This is a genomic window from Saccharothrix texasensis (assembly GCF_003752005.1).
Taxonomy (GTDB): domain Bacteria; phylum Actinomycetota; class Actinomycetes; order Mycobacteriales; family Pseudonocardiaceae; genus Actinosynnema; species Actinosynnema texasense.
In genome coordinates, this window is the sequence record NZ_RJKM01000001.1 from 2,820,408 (window position 1) to 2,840,723 (window position 20,316).

Here is a 20,316-nt window from a genome sequence, read left to right on the forward strand (position 1 = left end):
TACAAACTTAGACTAATTTTAAGTCGCAAACTAAGGTCCGTGGCGTGGCACCGAAGCGCACCACCGTCCGCGACCTGCGTCGGCAGAACCGCTCGACCCTCCTGTCGACGCTGTTCTTCGACGGGCCTCTGAGCAGGTTCGAGCTGTCCCGGCTGTCCGGGCTGTCGGCGGCGACGGTGTCCAACGTGACCGGCGAGCTGGTCGACGACGGGCTCGTGGTCGAAGCCGGCTCGGTGGACTCGGACGGTGGCCGGCCGCGCGTGCTGCTGCGCGTCAACCCCGCGTTCGCGCACGTCGTCGGGGTCGACGTCGGCGAGACCGGGATCAAGGTCGAGCTGTTCGACCTGGCGCTGACCCAGGTGGCCGCCCTCGACCACGCCCTGTCGCCGTCCTCGCCCGCGGCCGTCGCGTCGTTGATCGCGTCGTCGGTCCGGGACGTGGTCGCCGCGGCGGGCGTGCCGGCGTCGACCGTGCTCGGGGTCGGGATCGGTGTTCCGGGCACGGTGGAGCAGGGCCCCACGGCGGTCGTGCACGCGCCCACCATCGGCTGGGACGGCGTGCGGCTCGAGGAGCTGGTCGCCGCCGCGTCGGAGTCCGCCTGGCCGCTGTACGTGGAGAACGGGGCGAAGACGCAGGGGCAGGCCGAGATGTGGTTCGGCGCGGGACAGGGCGCCAAGCACGTCGTCATAGCCCTCATCGGCTCCGGCGTCGGCGCGGCCGTCGTCACCGACGGCGGGGTGTACCGGGGCGCCACCAGCTCGGCCGGCGAGTGGGGGCACACGACCATCGTCTACGGCGGCCGGCCGTGCCGGTGCGGGGCTCTGGGCTGCCTGGAGGCCTACGTGGGGGCCGAGGGCATCCTCGACCGGTACCGCAAGGCGCGCGGGCGCGAGCTGCCGGACGGCGACGAGCAGTCGACCGTGGCGGCCCTGATCGACGCCGCGTCCCGCTCGAAGACCGCGGCCCGCGTGCTCGACGAGACCGCCGGCTACCTGGGCGCGGGCATCGCGAACCTGGTGAACCTGTTCAACCCCGAGCGCATCGTGCTCGGCGGGTGGGCGGGCCTGGCCCTCGGCTCCCACCAGCTGGACCGGATCGTCGCCGCCACCCGCGCCCACGCCCTGCGCCACCCGTACGAGCAGATCTCGATCGAACTGGGCAGGCTGGGCCCGGACGCCGTCGCCGTGGGCGCCGCCACCCTGCCCGTCGCCGCCCTCCTGGACCGCGCCGCCGACCCGCGCAAGCCGGCCGCGCCCGACCTGGCGGTCGACTTCGGCCTGCCCGACCGCCGCACCCGCGCCTTCTGACCCTCGAGAGTCCTACCCCCACCCCCCGCGAGTCCTACGTTCAGAACACCCGTGTCCTACGTTCGGAACACCCGAGTTGAACACTCAGGTGGTTGACACGGCGACCCGTGTGGCCTGACGCTAGCTGGGAGAGCGCTCTCCGAGGCAAGGGGTTGGGTGTGGACGAGCCGGATCTGGGTCTGCTGGTCGACAAGTTGGACGTGACGCGCAAGGTCCGGCTGCTGACCGGCGCCGCGGGGTGGCGGACGCACGACGAACCGGACATCGGCCTGCGGTCCGTCGTGGTGTCGGACGGGCCGATCGGCGTGCGCGGCCAGGGGTGGGACGAGCGCAGCACGTCGCTGGCCCTGCCCTCTCCCACCGCGCTGGCCGCCACCTGGGACGTCGACCTGGTGCGCCGGCTGGGCGTGCTGCTGGCGGCCGAGGCGCGGCGCAAGGGCGTCGACGTGCTGCTCGCGCCCACCCTCAACCTGCACCGCTCGCCGTTCGCCGGCCGGCACTTCGAGTGCTACTCCGAAGACCCGCTGCTCACCGCGCGCATCGGCGCCGCCTACATCACCGGCGTGCAGAGCGGCGGGGTGGCCGCCACCGCCAAGCACTACGTGGCCAACGACTCCGAGACCGAACGCATGACGCTGGACGCCGACGTCGACGAACGCACCCTGCACGAGGTGTACCTGGTCCCGTTCGAGGCCGCCGTCGAAGCCGGCGTGTGGGTCGTCATGTCGGCCTACAACGGCGTCAACGGCGTCACCATGTCGGAGAGCCCGCTGCTCGACGAGCCGTTGAAGGGCTCCTGGGTCTTCGACGGCCTGGTCGTCTCCGACTGGGGCGCGATCCGGTCCACCGCGCCGTCCGCGCGCGCCGCCCAGGACCTCGCCATGCCCGGCCCCGAGAGCCCGTGGAACGACCTGGCCGCCGCCGTCGAGAACGGCGAGGTGCCGGAGAGCGCGCTGGACCTGAAGGTCGAACGACTGCTCCGCCTGGCCTCCAGGGTCGGCGCCCTCAACGGCGGCACCTCCCGAAAACCCCAGGTCGACGCCCCCTTGGACCTGCTGCGCGAAGCCGTGGCCGCCGGCACCGTGCTGCTGCGCAACGACGGCGTCCTCCCGTTGGCGCCCGGCGTGAAGATCGCCGTCCTCGGCCCCAACGCCGCCACCGCCCGCATCCAGGGCGGCGGCAGCGCGGGCGTCTACCCCGAGTCGGTCGTGTCGTTCGTGGACGGCCTCGAAGAGGTCGCCGAGGTCGTGCACACCGCCGGCGTCCGCCTCCAGGACCGCCCCGCGCCCCTGACCACCGCCAACGCCCGGCACCCGCACCACGGCGAGCCCGGCGTGCTGGTCCGCCTCCTCGACGCCGACGGCGCGGAGCTGTCCGCCGAGCACCGCTTCCTCGGCCGCGTCCTGGAGGTGCCGCTGGTCGACGGCGCCCGCACCATCGAGGTCCACGCCAAGCTCGACGTGGACGTGACCGGCGAGTGGACGATCTCCGTCGCCGGCTTCGGCCGCCTCACCGTCGACCTGGACGGCACCCGCCTGGTGGACGAAGACGTCCCGCTCGACACCGACGACCCGGCCGTCATCCACCTGACCCCGCCGTACCGGCAGGCCACCGCGCACCTCGAAGCGGGCACCGCGGTCGACCTCGTCGCCCGCCGTGAGCTGCGTGAGAACACCGGCACCGCGACCGTCCTGGCGGCCGACCCGCCACGCCTGAGCGACGCCGACGAACTGGCCCGCGCCGTCGGCCTGGCCCGCACCAGCGACGTCGCCGTGGTCGTCGTCGGCACCACGGACGAGATCGAGAGCGAGGGCTTCGACCGCACGTCACTGGCCCTGCCGGGACGCCAGGACGAGCTGGTGCGCGCGGTCCGCGCGGTGAACGACCGGACGGTGGTCGTCGTCAACTCCGGCGGCCCGGTCGAGCTGCCGTGGCGCGACGAGGTGGCCGCCGTGCTGCTGACCTGGTTCCCGGGCCAGGAAGCCGGCCACGGTCTCGCCGACGTGCTGCTCGGCGTCCGCGAACCGGGCGGCCGGCTACCGACGACCTGGCCCGCCGCGCAGCAGGACGTGCCGGTGTCGAACGTCCAACCGGACCACGGCGTCCTCCGTTACGACGAGGGCCTCCACGTGGGCTACCGCGCCTGGCACCGTGCCGGGACCGCCCCGGCCTACTGGTTCGGCCACGGCCTCGGCTACACCACGTGGGCCTACGAAACCGTCACCGCCACCGAGTCCGGCGTCCGCGTCCGCCTCCGCAACACGGGCAACCGCCCGGGCCGCGAGGTCGTGCAGGTCTACGTGACGCGGCCGACCAGCACGATCGACCGCCCCGACCGCTGGCTAGCCGCCTGGACCACCACCGCCGCCGCCCCCGGCGAAACCGTCGAGGTCGACATCGACATCCCCGAACGCGCCTACCAACACTGGACCACCACCGGCTGGACCACCGAACCAGGCCACTTCACCCTCCTGGTCGGCCCCTCCTCCGCCACCACACCCCTCACCCTCCAACACCACCCCTGACTCCCACCCCCATCGGACCCGCCACATCCCCACCGAGGCCCGATTTGACATGGGTTCGGGTGCTTTAGGCTGGTCGAAGCCGGACAGGTTTGGCGGACGCTCTTCCCGCCAGGCCTGCCCGGCTTTGGCCTGCCTGGAGCGCCCGTAAGGGCCCCATGTCAAATCGAGCCGAACCCCACCACCAACCACCGAACGTTGAACTCACCCCTCACCAACGTTGGACTCTCGCACCCTCACCGTTGGACTCTCGCGTCCTCACCGTTGGACTCTCGCCACCCTGAACGCTCAACTCGACCAACCGGAACGTAGGACACGGACGTTCCGAACGTAGGACACGCGCGTTCGGAAGGTAGGACACGCGCGAGGAGAGCGCTCTCCGGGACGTGGCAGAATGAGGCGCATGAGCAGATCGCCGACGACCCCGCCGACGTTGGAAGACGTGGCGCGGGTCGCCGGCGTGTCCCGCGCCACCGTCTCCCGCGTCATCAACGGCACCCGCAACGTCGACCGCAAGATCCAGGAGGTCGTCCGCGCCGCCATCGACCAGACGGGCTACGCGCCCAACCGGGCCGCCCGTTCCCTGGTCACGAAGCGCGCGGGGACGATCGCCTTGGTGGTCTCCGGCGCGGGCGAACCGGGTGACGAGGACGCGTTCGCCGCCCGCGTGTTCTCCGACCCGTTCTTCGGGCGTGTGGCCAGCGGCGTGCTGGGCTTCCTGCGCACGCGTGGCGTGCACCCCGTGCTCATGGTGGCCGACACGGAAGCGGCCCGTGAGGACGTCCTGTCGTTCCTCCGCCAGGGCAGCGCGGACGGGGCGCTGCTCGTCTCGACCCACGCCGAGGACCCGCTGCCCGCCCGCCTGGTCGAAGCCGAGCTGCCGGCCGTGCTGTTCGCGCGCCCGGCCCGGCCGGTGCCGATCAGCTACGTCGACCTCGACCACCAGGCCGGCGCGAAGCTCGCCGCCGACCACCTGGTGGGTCGCGGCTGCACGCAGGTCGCGACGATCGCCGGCCCGTTGGACGTGCCCGCGTCCCAGGACCGGCTGACCGGGTTCCGCGATGCCATGGCGCGGCACGGTTTCCCGTACGTCCCGATCGCCGAGGGCGGGTTCACCTCGGGCAGCGGCGAGGCCGCGATGGAACGGCTGCTGGCCGAGCACCCCGGCATCGACGGCGTGTTCGCGGCCAACGACCTGATGGCGCAGGGCGCGTTGATGGTGCTGCACAAGCACCGCCGGCTCGTGCCGGAGGAGGTCGCGCTGGTGGGTTTCGACGACAGCAGCCCGGCGCTGGCCTGCCGTCCGCGGTTGACCACGGTGCGGCAGCCGGTGGAGGACATGGCGGCCGGGATGTCCCGGTTGCTGCTGGACCACGTCGAGGAACCGGGACTGCGCCCCAGGTCCGTCATCTTCGAACCGGCTCTCGTGGTGCGGGACTCCGCCTGAACCGTCGTTGACGTCTTCGCAACATCGGCGTTACGCTCCGAGAGAGCGCTCTCTCAGCGCCTCCGGTGCCACGGAGGCACAGCTCCGGGCCTTCTCGCGGCCCTTACCTCGTCAGGTAGGACAATGAGTTCTCCCCGTTCCCTGTCACGGGTCCTGACCGCCGCGCTGGCACTCGGCCTCGCCGCGGTGCTCAGCCCCGTGATCACCCAGTCCGCGCAGGCCGCCGAGTGCGGCACGACCAACGCCGCGCTGAACCGCCCGGCCACCGCGTCCTCCGTCGAGAACGGCGGCACCCCTGCCGCCGCCGCGGTCGACGGCAACACCGGCACCCGCTGGTCCAGCGCGTTCACCGACCCGCAGTGGGTCCAGGTGGACCTCGGCTCCTCGCAGCAGGTGTGCCGGGTGACGCTGACCTGGGAGGCCGCGTACGGCCGGGCGTTCCAGGTGCAGCTGTCGGACAACGCGTCCACTTGGAACACCGTCTACTCCACCACCACCAGCACCGGTGGCGTGCAGAACCTGACCGTCGCGGGCACCGGCCGTTACGTGCGGGTCTACGGCACGGCTCGCGCCACCGGCTACGGCTACTCGTTGTGGGAGCTCGCCGTCAACACCGAGACCACCGGCGGGCCCGTCGTGCCGCCGACCGACCCGCGCAACCCGGACTTCGGCCCGAACGTGCTCGTCTACGGCCCCGGTTACGACCGCGCCGCCATGCAGACGCGGTTGGACCAGATCGCCACCCAGATGAAGACCAACCAGTTCGGCAGCGAGCGCTACGCCGTGCTGTACAAGCCGGGCGTGTACGACGCGGACGTCAACCTCCGCTTCTACACCCAGGTCGCGGGCCTCGGCCTGCGGCCGGACGACGTGCGCCTCAACGGCCACGTGCGCGTCGAGGCCGACTGGCTCCAGCAGGGCGACAACCCGAACAACCTCGGCAACGCGACGCAGAACTTCTGGCGCCAGGCCGAGAACCTGAACGTCAACCTGCCTGCCGGGCAGATCGAGCGGTGGGCCGTGTCGCAGGCCGCGTCCTACCGGCGGATGCACCTCAGCGGCCAGATCCACCTGTGGAACGGCGGCGACGGCTGGGCGTCCGGCGGTCTGATCGTGGACAGCAAGATCGACGGTGTCGCGGTGTCCGGTTCGCAGCAGCAGTTCCTGACCCGCAACAGCAACCTCGCGGGCGGCTGGAGCGGCTCGGTGTGGAACATGGTGTTCGTCGGCACGCAGGGCGCGCCCGCGCAGCACTTCCCGAACCCGTCGCACACCACTGTCGACACCAGCCCGGTCGTGCGCGAGAAGCCGTTCCTGTACTTCGAGAACGGCGAGTACAAGGTGTTCGTCCCGGCGCTGCGGCAGAACGCCCGCGGCACGAGCTGGGAGTCGGGCACCCCGGCCGGCCAGTCGATCTCGCTGGCCGACTTCTTCATCGTCAAGCCCGGCACCCCGGTGGCGACGACGAACGCGGCGCTGGCGCAGGGCAAGCACCTGCTGCTGACGCCCGGCGTGCACCACCTGACCGACACGATCAACGTGACCCGGCCGAACACGGTGGTGCTGGGCCTGGGTCTGGCGACCCTGTCCCCCGACACCGGCAAGGCCGCGATGGCCGTGTCCGATGTGGACGGCGTCAAGCTGGCCGGCTTCCTGATCGACGCCGGTGTGCAGAACTCGCCCGTGCTGCTGCAGCTGGGCCCGACGAGCTCGTCGGCCTCGCACGCCGCCAACCCGACCTCGATGCACGACGTGTACCTGCGCGTCGGCGGTCCCCAGGCGGGCAAGGCGACGGTGTCGCTGGAGGTCAACTCCGACAACGTGATCATCGACCACACGTGGGTGTGGCGCGCCGACCACGGCACGGGTCCCACGGGCTGGACCGCCAACACCGGCCGCAACGGCGTCGTCGTCAACGGTGACAACGTGACGGCGTACGGGTTGTTCGTCGAGCACTACCAGCAGTACAACACGGTGTGGAACGGCAACGGCGGCCGCACGTACTTCTACCAGAACGAGCTGCCGTACGACCCGCCGAACCAGGCCGCGTGGATGAACGGCTCGCAGCTCGGCTGGGCCGGCTACAAGGTCGCCGACAGCGTCACGACCCACGAGGCGTGGGGCATGGGCGTGTACTCGTTCAACCAGGCCGACCCGAGCATCCGCACGGCCAACGGCTTCGAGGTGCCCAACAGGTCCGGCGTGCGGCTGCACGACCTGGTGACGGTCTCGCTCGGCGGTGTCGGCACGATCGACAACGTCGTGAACGGCATCGGCGGCGCGGCGAACATGGCCACGCAGCAGCGTTACGTGGTCAACTACCCGTGATCCCGTGACCCCGTGACCCGTGACCCGTGACCCGTGACCCGTGACCGGACCGCCCCGTCGAGGCCCTCGTCCTCGGCGGGGCGGTCCGCTTCCAGCCGAGGGGTGTCGCTCACGCGAGTGGTCCGCGTAGCGAGAAGAGGGGTAGGCCCGACGTCGCGAGGCGCTAGTCGGCCGACAGCGGCACGGAGTTCGTCGGTAGGCGCACCGTGCGCAGGAACGCGGGCAGCAGCCACGGGCGACGGCCGGTGATGCGCAGTTTGCCCGTCAGGACGGCGCGAGCGCGGCTGACGCGGCCGAACAGGACCAGGTTCAGCACGGCCGGGTCGAAGGTCAGGCGCACGTCGACCGGTTCGCCCGGCGCGCCGACCGAGACCCGGCCCCGGTGCAGGACGATCGTCACCGGGGTCGTGTGGGGGGACCGGAAGGCGACGGCGATCCGGCGGTCGCCGGGCGGTTGGCCGTCGAGCACGCTGCCCACGTCGTTGCGCATCATGCCGACCAGGAACAGCTCGAAGAACAGCGCGGCCTCGCCCGGCGGGACGGACCACGGCGTGCCGACGCCGCGCGCGATGTCCCAGCCGTGGATCAGCAGTTCGTTGACGAGGTGGGCCAGCACGCCCGCGACCGGCACCTTGGACGCGCCCAGCCACGGCACCGTCCGCTCCGGGTCGGTCCCCGCCGTCCGGTCCAGGATCGTGGACACCATCGACCGCAGCATCGCGGCCAGGGCGGCGGGGTCGCGCTCGGTGAACCGCCGCAGCGCCAGGTCGTTCAGGTCGGCGACGGTGTCCACCGTGACGGTGGGGATGCGCGCGGCCAGCGCCGGGTCGGTCAGCTCGGCGCCGCCCGGCACCAGCAACGTGGTGTAGATCGAGGCGATGGCGACGACGTGCGCCGCCGTGTCGGCCACCGTCCAGTCGGGGGTGGCGAGCGCGTCCGGGTCCGACGCGGCGACGAGATCCGCGAACCGCCCCGTCACGTCGGACAGCACGTCCCGCACCACCGGCCACTGCTGGGAAACCACGGCACCCCCAAGTCGCTCGACCGGACGATAACAGCGTTTCAGCGGTGCCGGCTACCGATCGCCCAAGCCGGCTACACCGGGGCCGACCGTCGTTGCGGCGCCCGGTAAGCCCAGTCCCACACCGTCTCCACCGGTCCCCGCTCGAACCGCCCCATCCACCACGACGCGCCACCCAGCAGCAGGGCGGCGACCAGCAGCCACACGGCCCCGGTGAACCACGGGCCGAGGTGTCCCCAGCGGCGGGCCAGGCCGAGGCCCCAGTCGTAGCAGAGCGCGGACGCGAGCACGTTCTGCCCGACGTAGCAGCTCAACGCCGACCGGCCGACCGCGGTGAGGCCCCGACGCACCGGCCCCGCCTCGGCCCGCATCCGGTGCACCAGCGACGCGATCCCGCCGAGCAGCCCGAACGCGACCAGCGGCGCGCACACGTACCGGTCGACGGCGAACCAGTCCGCGCCGGCCAGCGTGGTGGCGACGTTCGCCGGCACGCCGACCCCGAGGCCCCACGCCACCAGCCGCCGGCGGATTCCGGCGCCGCGCGCGGAGTCCTCCAACGCGCCCGCCGCGAACAGCCGCGCGCCCGCCAGGAACAGCAGGGCGCTCAACGGCAGCACCAGGAAACCCTCGGCCCGGAAGACCGCGAAGTGCTCGACCCGCGCCTGCACGCCGCCCCACCAGCTGTCCGCGGCCACCGCGAACCCCGGGTCGCCGACGGTCGTGGCGCCGCTCAGCAGCGCTGCCGTGACCAGCCCGACGACCGCCGCGTTCAGCGCGCCCATCGCGACCATCCAGCCGACCTGGACCCGGCCGCCGCGCCCCACCAGGTAGGCGACCAGCACGGACACCACCGCGTAGAACATCAGCACGTCGAACTCGAAGACCAGCACGTAGTGCAGCAGGCCCTCGACCAGCAGCAGCGCCGAGCGCCACAGGTACCAGCCGGGCCAGCGCCGCCCCCGCCGCACGGCCGAGCGGTGCTGGATCGCCAGACCGATGCCGAACATGATCGACAGCAGGCCCAGGAACTTCCCGTTGCTGACCATCTGGAGCAACGCCGTCGCGGTGTCGCCCGCTCCCGAGCCGAAGTCGGCCAGGAACCCCGTCACGCCCCGCGGGTGCGTGAAGGCCCACACGTTGGTCCCGAACGTCCCCAGGATCGCCACACCGCGCAGCACGTCCAGCGCCACGATTCGCCCGCCCATGACCCTCCTCCCCGAACTGCTCGCCGTCCGAACGTAGGACGAGGGGCGGTCCGCGGTCGTCGTCCGAAGGTGCCCGGTCCCGTCGCACCTTCGGACGATGGTGGCGGCCGAACGGATGACACGGCGACAGCGGATGGTGAGCCCGGTAGGTCACAAGTGCATACCGTGCGCATCTGGCCACGCGAACGTAACCTCGCGCGCCCGGCACGCAACACGCGGTTCATACCTTCTCGGTTCCACCTGCCCGAAAGGAGCCGCCGGTGCGTTCCAGAACCCTCAGCCGCGGACTGCTCGTCCTCCTGCTGCCCGCCCTCCTCGCGACGGCCTGCGTCGACGAGCCCGGCGGCGGCGCGGGGGCCGCCGGTGACGAGATCAAGGTCGGCCTCCTGCACTCGTTGAGCGGGACGATGGCCATCAGCGAGGTGACCGTGCGCGACGCGGAGCTGCTGGCCGTCGAGGAGATCAACGCCAAGGGCGGTGTGCTGGGCAAGAAGGTCGTGCCGGTCACGGAGGACGGCGCGTCGGACTGGCCCACGTTCGCCGAGAAGGCGCAGAAGCTGATCTCGCAGGACCGGGTGGCGACGGTGTTCGGCGGCTGGACCTCCGCCAGCCGCAAGGCGATGCTGCCCGTGTTCGAGCGCAACAAGGCGCTGCTGTGGTACCCGGTGCAGTACGAGGGGCTGGAGAGCTCGCCGTACATCTTCTACACCGGCGCGACGACGAACCAGCAGATCGTGCCCGCGCTGGACTACCTGGCTTCGCAGGGCAAGAAGAAGATGTTCCTGGTGGGCAGCGACTACGTCTTCCCGCGCACCGCCAACAAGATCATCAAGGCGTACGCCGCCGCCAAGGGCATCGAGGTGCTGGGCGAGGAGTACACGCCGCTGGGCCACACCGAGTACAGCACCCTGGTCAACAAGATCGCCGACGCCGGGCCGGACGCGGTGTTCAACACCCTCAACGGCGACAGCAACGTGGCGTTCTTCAAGCAGCTGCGCGGTTCCGGCATCACGCCGCAGACCACGCCGGTGGTGTCGGTGAGCGTCGCGGAGGAAGAGGTCAAGGGCATCGGGCCGGAGAACGTGGCCGGGCACCTGGTGGCGTGGAACTACTACCAGACCACCACCACGCCCGCGAACGACGCGTTCGTCAAGGCGTTCAAGGCGAAGTACGGCGCGGACAAGGTGACGTCCGACCCGATGGAAGCCGGCTACAACGCGGTGTACCTGTGGGCGGAGGCGGTGAAGAAGGCGGGCACGACGGAGGTCGAGGCGGTGAGGAAGGCCGCGGGCGGCATCACGATCGAGGCGCCCGAGGGCACCACCACCATCGACGGCGACAACCAGCACGTCGCCAAGACCGCGCGGATCGGCCTGGTGCAGGCGGACGGGCAGATCAAGGAGGTCTGGTCCTCCCCCGGCCCGATCGAGCCGGACCCGTACCTGAAGGGCTACGACTGGGCCGGCGGCCTGGGCTGAGCCGGCGACCGGCACGGACGGGAGGCGAGGGGACACATGGGGGCATTGGCGAACCAGCTGCCCATCGGGCTGAGCATCGCCGCGGTGCTGCTGCTCATCGCGCTCGGGCTGACGTTCACGTTCGGCCAGATGGGCGTGATCAACATGGCGCACGGCGAGTTCATCATGGCGGGCGCGTACACCGCGTACCTGTTGCAGGGCTTGACCAGCCAGTCGTTCCTCGTCGCGCTGCCGGTCGCGTTCGCCGTGGCCGGGGTGATGGGGCTGCTGCTGGAGTGGTCGCTGGTCCGGCGGTTCTACGGCCGGCCGCTCGACACGCTGTTGCTGACCTGGGGCGTGAGCCTGGTGCTGCAACAGCTCGCGCGAGACGTCTTCGGCGCGCCGAACGTGCAGGTGACCGCGCCGGGCTGGCTGGTGGGCGGCATCGACGTGCTCGGCGTGCGGCTGCCCTACAACCGGGTGTTCATCATCGTGCTCGCCGTGGTGTGCGTGGTCGGGGTGTGGCTGTACCTGACCAGGCTGCCCGCCGGGCGCCGGATGCGGGCGGTGGTGCAGGACCGGGAGCTGGCCGCCTACAGCGGCATCGCCACCGGGCGGGTCGACCGGTTCACGTTCCTGCTCGGCTCGGGGCTGGCCGGGGTGGCGGGCGTCGCGCTGACGCTCGTCGGCCCGGTCGGCCCGAGCCTGGGCACCTTCTACATCGTGGACGCGTTCCTGGTCGTGGTCGCGGGTGGGCTCGGTCAGCTGCGCGGCGCGGTGCTGGCGGCGCTCGCCCTCGGGTTCCTCAACAGCTACCTGGAGTTCTGGACGGACGCGAGCCTGGCCAAGGTGCTGGTGTTCGTGGCGATCATCGCGTTCCTCCAGGTCCGGCCGCAGGGCATGTTCGTGCTGAAGGGGAGGGCGTTGGTATGACGTGGGGTCGGATCTCCCTCGTGGCGTGCGTGGTGCTGCTGGCGTTGGCGCCGTTGGCGCTCTCGCCGTTCCGGCTCGGGCTGCTGGCGAAGTACCTGTGCTTCGCGATCGTCGCGGTCGGCATCGCGCTGGCCTGGGGCCGGGGCGGGATGCTGACGCTCGGGCAGGGCGTGTTCTTCGGCCTGGGCGGCTACGCCATGGCCATGTACCTGAAGCTGGAGGAAGCCGGGCCGGGCGGGTTGCCGGACTTCATGGTGTGGAGCGGGGTCGAGGAGCTGCCCGCGCTGTGGAAGCCGTTCGGCAACCCGGTGTTCGCGCTGGCGGCGGTGGTGCTCGTGCCGGGTCTGGTCGCGTTCCTGCTGGGGCTGCTGGTGTTCCGGCAGCGGGTGCGCGGCGCGTACTTCGCGATCCTGTCCCAGGCGTTGGCGGCGGCGTTCGTGATCCTGCTGATCGGGCAGCAGGGGCTGACCGGCGGCACGAACGGGATGACGAACTTCAGCCGGTTCTTCGGGCTGGACCTCACCGACCCGAACGGGCAGCGCGCGGTGTACGCGATCACGGCGCTCCTGCTGGGCGCGATGTTCCTGGTGGCGAAGCTGCTGGTGCGCAGCCGGTTCGGGCGGCTGCTGGTGGCCGTGCGCGACGGCGAGGACCGGGTGCGCTTCCTCGGCTACGACCCGGCCGTGGTCAAGACGGTCACGTTCACCGTCTCGGCGGTGATGGCGGGGCTGGCGGGCGCGTTGTTCGTGCCGGTGGTCGGGATCATCTCCCCCGCCCTGCTCGGCATCGTGCCGTCGCTGGAGCTGCTGGTCGGTGTCGCGGTCGGCGGCCGGTTCGTGCTGGCGGGCGCCATCGCCGGGGCCATCGCGGTCAACTACGCCAAGACGCTGTTCAGCGAGGACTTCGCCGAGGGCTGGCTGTACCTGCAGGGCGGGCTGTTCGTGCTCGTGCTGGTGTTCGCGCCCAAGGGCCTGGCCGGTGTCGTCGACTCGCTGCGACACCGCTGGTCCTCCCGCGGGAGGACCGCTCCGACCCCGGTGGAGGTGGCGGCGTGACGGCGTTGCTGGAGGTGCGCGGCCTGCGCGTGGTGTTCGACGGTTTCGCGGCGATCGACGGGCTGGACCTCACCGTCGAGGAGGGCGAGCTGCGGTTCCTGATCGGGCCGAACGGCGCGGGCAAGACGACGTTGATCGACGTGGTCACCGGGCTGACCAGACCGGCGGCGGGCAGCGTGCGGTTCGGCGGCCAGGAGCTGGTGGGCCGGCGGGAGCACCGGATCGTGCGGATGGGTGTCGGCCGCACGTTCCAGACCGCCACCGTGTTCGAGGAGCTGACCGTGGTGGAGAACCTCGACCTCGCGGACAGCTTCCGGTTGCCGCTGCGGTCGTTGCTGCGCCGGCGGCGCGGGGTGTCCGACGCGGTGGCCTCGGCGTTGGAGACGGCGGAGCTGACCGCGTTGGCCGACAAGCCCGCCGGTGTGCTCTCGCACGGGCAGCGGCAGTGGCTGGAGATCGGAATGCTGCTGGTGCAGCGGCCGAAGCTCCTGCTGCTGGACGAGCCGGTGGCGGGCATGAGCCGGTCGGAGCGGGAGCGCACCGGCGAGCTGCTGCACCGGATCGCGTCGACGCACACGGTGGTCGTGGTGGAGCACGACATGGAGTTCCTGCGCAAGTACGCGCGCAAGGTCACCGTGCTGCACCAGGGCCACGTGCTGCGCGAGGGCTCCGTCACCGAGGTGCAGGAGGACCCCCGGGTGCGCGAGGTGTACCTGGGTCGGGCCAAGGGGAAGGCGGTGACGTGATGCTGTCGGTGTCCGAGGTGGACGCCGCCTACGGGCGGGCGCGGGTGCTGTTCGGCGTGGGGCTGGAGGTGCCTGCGGGGTCGCTGGTGTGCGTGATGGGGCGCAACGGGGTCGGCAAGACGACGTTGCTCAAGACCGTGATGGGCACGCTCACGCCCACGGCCGGCCGGATCACGTTCGACGGGCAGGACATCACCCGGCTGCCGACGCACCTGCGGGTGCGCGCGGGCATGGCGTACGTGCCGCAGGGCCACGTCTCGTTCCCGCAGCTGACCGCCTGGGAGAACCTGCGGGTGACGTTGGAGGCCACCGGGCACCGCGACCCGGCTGCGGTGGACGAGGCGCTGGACGTGTTCCCGGCGCTGCGGGAGTTGCTCAAGCGCCCGGCCGGTTTCCTGTCCGGCGGTCAGCGGCAGCAGCTGGCGATCGCGCGGGCGTTGATCACCCGGCCCCGGCTGCTGCTGCTCGACGAGCCGACGGAGGGCGTCCAGCCGTCCGTGATCGACGAGATCGAGGCGGCGATCGAACGGCTGCACCGGGAGGCGGGCGTGACCGTGCTGCTGGTGGAGCAGTACCTGGACTTCGCGTTGCGGCTGGCCGACAGCTTCGTGGTGCTGGACGCGGGCGAGGTCGTGCACGCGGGCGCGGCTCGGGAGCTGCACGACGAGGAGGTGCGCCGGATGCTGGCCGTCTGACCTACCGCCGCCTGCTCGCGGCCTGGCGGGCGAGCGCGCCCGCGGCCAGGATCAGGATGATCGCCACCAGGCCCCAGCGCCGTTGGTCGCGCAGGACGTTGTTGGTCGGCGCCAACGTCTCCACCCGCCGGTCCGGCACCTCGATGTCGGCCGGTGGTGGGGGCGGCGGAGGCGGCGGCTGCGGGGGTGGCGGGTTCTCCGGCGGCGGGTTCTCCGGCGGTGGTGGGTTCTCCGGCGGTGGCGGCGGGATGTTCGGGGGCGCCGCAGGCTCGGGAGGGACCGTGGTGGTCGTCGTCCGGGCGATGGTGGTGGTCGGCGGCGGGGTCGTGGTCGTCGTGGTCGTGGTCGTGGTGGTGGTCTGCGGGATGGTGGTCGTCGTCTGCGGGATGGTGGTCGTCGTCTTCGTCGTGGGCGGCGTGGTCGTCGTCGTAGTAGTAGGCGGTGTGGTCGTCGTGGTGGTGGGCGGTGTCGTCGTGGTCGTCGTGGGCGGGGTCGTGGTGGTCGTGGGGATGGGGAGGGTGGTCAGGCAGCCCGAGGAGTCGATGGTGTGCAGGGCCGTCCTGGACGAGATCTCCGTGACCACGCCCGAGCCGTCCAGCGCCACCCGCCACAGCGTGCTCCGGCCGCCTTTGCTGTTGTTCGTGGCGTAGAGCGCGCCGTCCGGGGCCAGGGTCACCGCGCCGTAGCCGCTGCCGCCGGGCAGCCGGCCCGCGCCGGGGACGGCCTCCGTCCTGCCGGTGCGCGGGTCGATGGTGACCACCACGCCGTGGCCGTGCTCGTGCGTGGCGACGCCGTAGAGCAGGCCGTCGTCCGGGTTGACGTCGAAGTCGTCGACCGTCACCCCCTCCCACGGCCACAGCCACGCGTCGTGCACGACGCGGCCGAAGGTGGGGCTGCCCGGGTCGATGTCGATCGAGCGCAGCCACGGACCGGCCCGCACGACCAGTTGCTCGTCCACCACCACGCCCGCGGTCGCGTGCCGCAGCAGGGGTGACGGGGACGTCGGCTCGCCGACCACCCGACCGGCGCGGTCGAGGGCGACGAGCCGGCCCCGGTCGTCCAACCCGTACACGAGGTTCTGCTCGGCCGAGAAGCCGATGGCGTTCAACCGCACGTCGAGCGCGTTCAACGAGGTCGTCTCACCGGACGGCAGCCGCACCTGGAAGACGGTCGACGGGCCGTGGGCCCCGGCCTCCACCTGGATGACGGTGCACACGACCTGCGCGAACGCCTCGATCATCCGAATCGCTCCACGGCGGCCTCGAACGCCGCGGGACTGACCCCGGCGCCACCGCCGAACGGGTTCTGCAGCTGGTAGGTGGCGTACAGCAGCAGCGTGATGGTCGCGGCCAGGGTCGCCACGATGAGCACGTGCGTGCGGATGCGCGCCCCGCCGAACAGCAGCGGCAGGCACACGGCGAGCACGCTGCCCGCGATCAGCACGAACCAGACCACCGAGCTGACCCCGCCGCCGGCCGCGTCCAGCCGCTCCTGCCTGGCCTGGTACACCTGCCAGAGCTGGTTCGCGGCCTCGACCTTGCGGTCGACCTGCCACTCGTCGGTGGTCGGCGCCTCGGCCACGACCCGGCGCAGCTCGTCGAGCTGCGACCAGCCCGCCGACTCGAACGAGGTGCCCGCCGTCATGCCCGGCCACTCGTCGTCGATCACCGTGACGGCGTAGTCGCGGGACAGGTCGCGCACCTTCGCGCCGATCTCCGGGGACAGCGAGTCGCTCGCCCAGGTGGCGGCCACCAGGCCGTCCGCCTCGCGGTAGGAGGCGTCACCGGCCTGCGTGACGGCGTCGAACAGGGCGATGAGCACGAACGCCACCAGGACCGCGTGCAGGCCGCCCACGATCGTGAAGACCTGACCCGCGGACTCGTTGTTCGCCGAGCGACCTTCCAGCTCGCCGTACTTGCGGATGAGGTACGCCATGCCGGCGGCCACGACGGCGGCGCCGCCGACCCACAGCAGACCTGTGAGGTAAATGCTCATCGACACCCTTTCGTCACTCGGGATGAATTCCACAGATCCGCCGATTCACTCATCAGAAAGCTAGTGATCGACCCGATCCGGTGAGAAGTGCGTTCATCCGAGTGCCGGCAAACCCCAAGCTGTCAGGTGACACGGTCACCCCTTACCACCAGCGTCGCCAGTCGGAAGCCGCGAAAATGCGGCGAAATCCAGCTCATCGAGTTAATTGGCTAGCCCGATCGAGTTGTTTGGATCGCGACTGTCAGTCGCGGGACGGGAAATCTCCGCTCAGCCGGCGAACAGCAGTGCCAAGCCACCCGAGGTGTAGGCGACCATGAGCGCCAACAACGGCGCCTGGCCGGTCAGGTGCCGGGCGGGCGGCAGCAGCCGCAACGCGCGGTCGTGCGCGGCCACCACGGCCAGCAGGTGCCCGGCGAGCACCGCCCCGAGCTGCACCGACGCCACCAAGGCCGGCGCCGCGAGCGTGTCGTCGGGGGTGAAGCCGCCGACCCCGAACAGCAGTGCGACGGCCCGCTGCCCCTCCACGGCCAGCAGCGAGAAGTAGTGCGCCACCACGTACCCGGCGACGATCGGCGCCATCGAGTGGGCGAGCTGCCCGCCGAACGGGCGGCAGGCCCACAGGTAGCTGCCCGCGACCAGCGCCACGGTCGCCGCCAGCCCCGCCGAGTCCGGCACGGACAGGCGTTCCCAGGCGGGGGTGGAGCCGATGCTGTCGAACGCGGTCGAGCCGAGCAGCACCGCCACCACCGCGACCAGGCCGGGCCGCACGGGCGTGGCGACGAGCGCGCGGAACGGGTTGCCGCGCAGCGGCGACAGCCGGCCCACCAGCGTCGAGAACACCTCGAACCCGTCGGCCCGCTCGAACCACGTGCCGCCGAACACCACGCCGCCGGCCGCGTTCACCACCGCGTGGACCACCAGGAACCACGGCAGCGCGGCCGGTGACACCAGCTCCACCCAGGTGAACGCGAGCAGGCCGAGCGCGGCGGGCCAGTGGCCGAGCCGTTCGGGGTACGCGCGGCCGAGCGTGACGCGGGCGGCCAGGCGCAGCGGGTTGACCGCCCGCCACACCGGGCCGAACAGCACCGACAGCACCGGCACGCCCACCCACAGCAGCACGAACACCAGGTGCGGCCACGCCGGCGCGGGCACGAGCGCCAACCCGGCCGCGACCAGCAGCCGCACCGGCCACCGGTCGCGGTCGGGGCGCGGCTCGGCGGCGTCGAACCGGGGCTTCGTCCACAGCAGGCCCAGGGCCAGGAACGAGGCCAGCAGCGCGACCGCCGCGCCTTGCAGCACCAGGTCGAGGGGGAGCGGCAGGTCGTGCCGGGCGCCGACCCCGTGGGCGAGGACCGTCACCGCACGACCAGTCGCACGAGCAGCGTGTCGGGGTGCGCCTCCACGTCGAACGTGCCGGTCCGCGCCGGGGTGAACGCCAGCACGGCGGGTTTCCCCCGCTCCGCCCTGGCCAGCACGTCGACGCCGTGCACGTGCACGTCCACCGGCTCCTCGCTGGTGACGGTCAGCTCGACGGCCTGCCCGCGCACCGCTTCCACCGTCTGCGGCGAGGCCTGGTCGACCGACAGGGCGAGCACCAGCGGGTCGGCGGCGGGCGGTGCGGCTTCGGGCCCGGACGAGCAGCCGGCCAGCACGAGCAGCGCGAGCACCAGGGCGTGAACGGTCTTCATGTGGTCGGGCCAGTCCTTCTCAGGTAGTCGAACCCGCCGGCGGCGAGGCCGAGCCCGCCGCCCAGGGTGAGTGCCACGAGCAACCGGTCCAGGTCGGCCGGACCGGCGAACGGCAGCTGGGAGAACCGGAAGCTGTCGAAGTCCGGTATCCCCGCCACCACCAGCATCGCGCCCACGACGGCCGCCACGAACGCCGTCGCGGGCCTGCGCCGCACCGCCGCCACCGCGGCGACCGCGCTCAGCGGCCACGCGACCAGGCCGACGCCGCTCGCGCCGAGCAGCAGCGGCACGAACGACCCGCCCGTTACGGCGAGCGCCGAGCCGACCGCGTGCCACGCGTGCGCGGCCGTCACCACGACGACGCCCGCGGCGAGCAGCGCCCGCCTGCGGCCCAGGAGGTAGCCGCCCGCGGCGAGCGCGACCGTGATCAGCAGCCACCACAACGGGTTCGGCCCCGGTGTGACGTCCACCCGGCCCTCGATCACCGACCGGTCGAGCGGCACTTCCCACTGCGACGCGGTGGTGCGCTCGTCGCGGAAGCGGTAGGTCTCGCCGGGCCCGATCACGTGGTCGGCCGCCCGGTCGCCGCCGCCGACGGTGACCGGGACGTCGCCCCCGTTGCGGACTTCGAGCTGCGAGCCGTGGTTGACCATCGCCGCCGTGACGCCGGGCAGCGGCGGTGCGATGCCGGTGACCCGGCTCAGGTGGTCCTGCGGTGTGAGGCCGCCCGCGTGCGCGTGAGCCGGGCCGGCGGTGACGGTCAGCAGGACGAGCGCCGCCAGCAGCGCCCTCACCGGCGGGCGGTCGGCACGAGCACCACCGCCATCAGCACGGCGTGCAGCGCGGCCATGACCGGCGCGCCGGTCCACATCTCGGTGACGCTGGGCGTCGTGCCCTGGTCGATGATCGCCGTCGCGAAGAACACCGCCCACGTGGCGAAGGAGGCCGCACCGGCGAAGATCCGGTACTCCTTGACCCGGTCCTCCGACGGGCGCAGCTTCAGCACCAGCACGTCGATGAGGACGCCGGAGACGATGAACCCGATGGCGGTGCTGATGTTCTCGTAGTCGGCCACCGCGGTGCTGAGCAGCATCACCACGAACGCGAGCAGGGTCGCCGCGCCGAACGGCAGCCGGAACCGGCGCACGGCCAGCAGCAGCGGCACGATCATGATCAGGTTGGTGACCACGACCGAGGCGGCCAGCTCGGCGGCCCGGCCGATGCCGTTGGCGCCCTTCTCGAAGCTGAACGCCCTGATCACCTGCTCGCCGGTGAACACGGTCGCGTCGGCGTACCCGGCGAACAGCAGCACCAGCGAGGTGGTGAAGGACAGCGCCAGCCCGGCGGGCAGGAACCGCTTCAGGGACGGGCTCACCACGCCCCGGTCGCTCCACAGCGTGCGCAGCGGCGCGGTCAGGATCAGCACCATCGACGTGATCAGCACCAGGTGGGTCGGGCTGAACAGGATGTCGATGCCCTGCTCGATGCCGATGAACGTGTGCCACAGGTAGTCGCCGACACCCGCCGCGGCGAACAGCGGCAGCGCCACCACCGCCGGGCCGTAGCCGACCGGCACCGCGTCCAGGCCGCGCAGGCCCTGCTGGTGGTTGCGCCACAGCACCCAGAGGATCCACGCGCCGGTCGCCGCGAACCCCGAGTAGAACACCGCGTGCCACGGCGTGAAGAACGACTCGAGCTCGGGCACGTTGGAGTGCGCCCACGCGTCGAGGAACAACCCGATCGAGAACCAGGTGCCGAGCAGCACCGTGACCAGGTCCGTGCGGTAGTCGGCGCGGGGACGCCTGCTCGTGGTGAGGCTCCCCGCCGGTTCGTCAACTTCTGCTTCGCGCCCCGGTGTCATGGGACGAGCCTGCTCGCGCCGGGGGTCTCCCCGGAATCGTGCCACCCCCACCGCGT

At 71.9% G+C, this 20,316-nt stretch carries 17 protein-coding genes; 9 read left to right on the top strand and 8 right to left on the bottom strand.

The genetic code is table 11. From position 1 onward, the window contains the following. Positions 1-44: 44 nt before the first annotated feature. The 4 genes from EDD40_RS11030 to EDD40_RS11045 all read left to right on the top strand — a co-directional run bounded on the left by EDD40_RS11030 (position 45) and on the right by EDD40_RS11045 (position 7,604). A complete protein-coding gene (locus tag EDD40_RS11030; RefSeq protein ID WP_123742822.1) occupies positions 45-1,307 on the top strand; it encodes an ROK family transcriptional regulator in 1,263 nt (420 codons plus the stop codon). A gap of 158 nt (positions 1,308-1,465) precedes the next feature. Beyond that, positions 1,466-3,832: a beta-glucosidase family protein gene (locus EDD40_RS11035; protein ID WP_123742823.1), complete on the top strand. Its 2,367-nt coding sequence runs from the start codon at positions 1,466-1,468 to the stop codon at positions 3,830-3,832. A gap of 400 nt (positions 3,833-4,232) precedes the next feature. Then, positions 4,233-5,276, top strand: a complete 1,044-nt coding sequence (locus tag EDD40_RS11040; protein WP_123742824.1) for a LacI family DNA-binding transcriptional regulator — start codon at positions 4,233-4,235, stop codon at positions 5,274-5,276. Between the two features lie 123 nt (positions 5,277-5,399). Beyond that, positions 5,400-7,604 carry a discoidin domain-containing protein gene (locus EDD40_RS11045; RefSeq protein WP_123742825.1) on the top strand — a complete coding sequence of 735 codons (2,205 nt, stop codon included), beginning with the start codon at positions 5,400-5,402 and terminating at the stop codon, positions 7,602-7,604. A 163-nt stretch (positions 7,605-7,767) separates the two neighbouring features. On the opposite strand, the gene EDD40_RS11050 is transcribed toward EDD40_RS11045, so the two are convergent. Beyond that, on the bottom strand, positions 7,768-8,628 hold the full coding sequence (locus EDD40_RS11050; RefSeq protein WP_123742826.1) for a maleylpyruvate isomerase family mycothiol-dependent enzyme: 861 nt from the start codon (positions 8,626-8,628) through the stop codon (positions 7,768-7,770). A 71-nt stretch (positions 8,629-8,699) separates the two neighbouring features. Then, positions 8,700-9,830 carry a DUF418 domain-containing protein gene (locus EDD40_RS11055; protein WP_123742827.1) on the bottom strand — a complete coding sequence of 377 codons (1,131 nt, stop codon included), beginning with the start codon at positions 9,828-9,830 and terminating at the stop codon, positions 8,700-8,702. A gap of 260 nt (positions 9,831-10,090) precedes the next feature. Here EDD40_RS11055 and urtA point away from each other — a divergent pair, with 260 nt between their 5' ends. From urtA to urtE, 5 genes are read left to right on the top strand one after another with little or no spacing between them, the layout of a single operon-like run. Further along, positions 10,091-11,308, top strand: a complete 1,218-nt coding sequence (urtA, locus tag EDD40_RS11060) for an urea ABC transporter substrate-binding protein (protein ID WP_211348143.1) — start codon at positions 10,091-10,093, stop codon at positions 11,306-11,308. Between the two features lie 36 nt (positions 11,309-11,344). Then, a complete protein-coding gene (gene urtB / locus EDD40_RS11065) occupies positions 11,345-12,220 on the top strand; it encodes an urea ABC transporter permease subunit UrtB (RefSeq protein WP_123742828.1) in 876 nt (291 codons plus the stop codon). Further along, a complete protein-coding gene (gene urtC, locus EDD40_RS11070) occupies positions 12,217-13,275 on the top strand; it encodes an urea ABC transporter permease subunit UrtC (protein ID WP_123742829.1) in 1,059 nt (352 codons plus the stop codon). The genes urtB and urtC overlap by 4 nt, the downstream gene beginning before the upstream one ends. Then, positions 13,272-14,021, top strand: coding sequence for an urea ABC transporter ATP-binding protein UrtD (gene urtD / locus EDD40_RS11075; protein WP_123742830.1), 750 nt, complete (start codon positions 13,272-13,274; stop codon positions 14,019-14,021). The genes urtC and urtD overlap by 4 nt, the downstream gene beginning before the upstream one ends. Next, complete coding sequence (gene urtE / locus EDD40_RS11080) at positions 14,021-14,716, top strand: urea ABC transporter ATP-binding subunit UrtE (RefSeq protein WP_123747942.1); 696 nt, start codon at positions 14,021-14,023, stop codon at positions 14,714-14,716. The genes urtD and urtE overlap by 1 nt, the downstream gene beginning before the upstream one ends. A gap of 1 nt (position 14,717) precedes the next feature. Here urtE and EDD40_RS42560 read toward each other — a convergent pair whose 3' ends face one another. The 6 genes from EDD40_RS42560 to EDD40_RS11110 form a co-directional block, all read right to left on the bottom strand. Beyond that, positions 14,718-15,956 (bottom strand): NHL repeat-containing protein, encoded by a 1,239-nt coding sequence (locus EDD40_RS42560; RefSeq protein WP_211348144.1) that lies wholly within the window; start codon positions 15,954-15,956, stop codon positions 14,718-14,720. Beyond that, positions 15,953-16,711: a bestrophin-like domain gene (locus tag EDD40_RS11090; RefSeq protein WP_123742831.1), complete on the bottom strand. Its 759-nt coding sequence runs from the start codon at positions 16,709-16,711 to the stop codon at positions 15,953-15,955. Before EDD40_RS11090 ends, EDD40_RS42560 begins: the two co-directional genes overlap by 4 nt. 267 nt (positions 16,712-16,978) lie before the next feature. Then, on the bottom strand, positions 16,979-18,070 hold the full coding sequence (locus tag EDD40_RS11095; RefSeq protein WP_123742832.1) for a hypothetical protein: 1,092 nt from the start codon (positions 18,068-18,070) through the stop codon (positions 16,979-16,981). Beyond that, on the bottom strand, positions 18,067-18,399 hold the full coding sequence (locus EDD40_RS11100; RefSeq protein ID WP_123742833.1) for a hypothetical protein: 333 nt from the start codon (positions 18,397-18,399) through the stop codon (positions 18,067-18,069). Before EDD40_RS11100 ends, EDD40_RS11095 begins: the two co-directional genes overlap by 4 nt. After that, positions 18,396-19,193, bottom strand: coding sequence for a hypothetical protein (locus EDD40_RS11105; RefSeq protein WP_123742834.1), 798 nt, complete (start codon positions 19,191-19,193; stop codon positions 18,396-18,398). The genes EDD40_RS11100 and EDD40_RS11105 overlap by 4 nt, the downstream gene beginning before the upstream one ends. Then, positions 19,190-20,260 (bottom strand): hypothetical protein, encoded by a 1,071-nt coding sequence (locus EDD40_RS11110; RefSeq protein WP_246037594.1) that lies wholly within the window; start codon positions 20,258-20,260, stop codon positions 19,190-19,192. The genes EDD40_RS11105 and EDD40_RS11110 overlap by 4 nt, the downstream gene beginning before the upstream one ends. Positions 20,261-20,316: the final 56 nt, after the last annotated feature.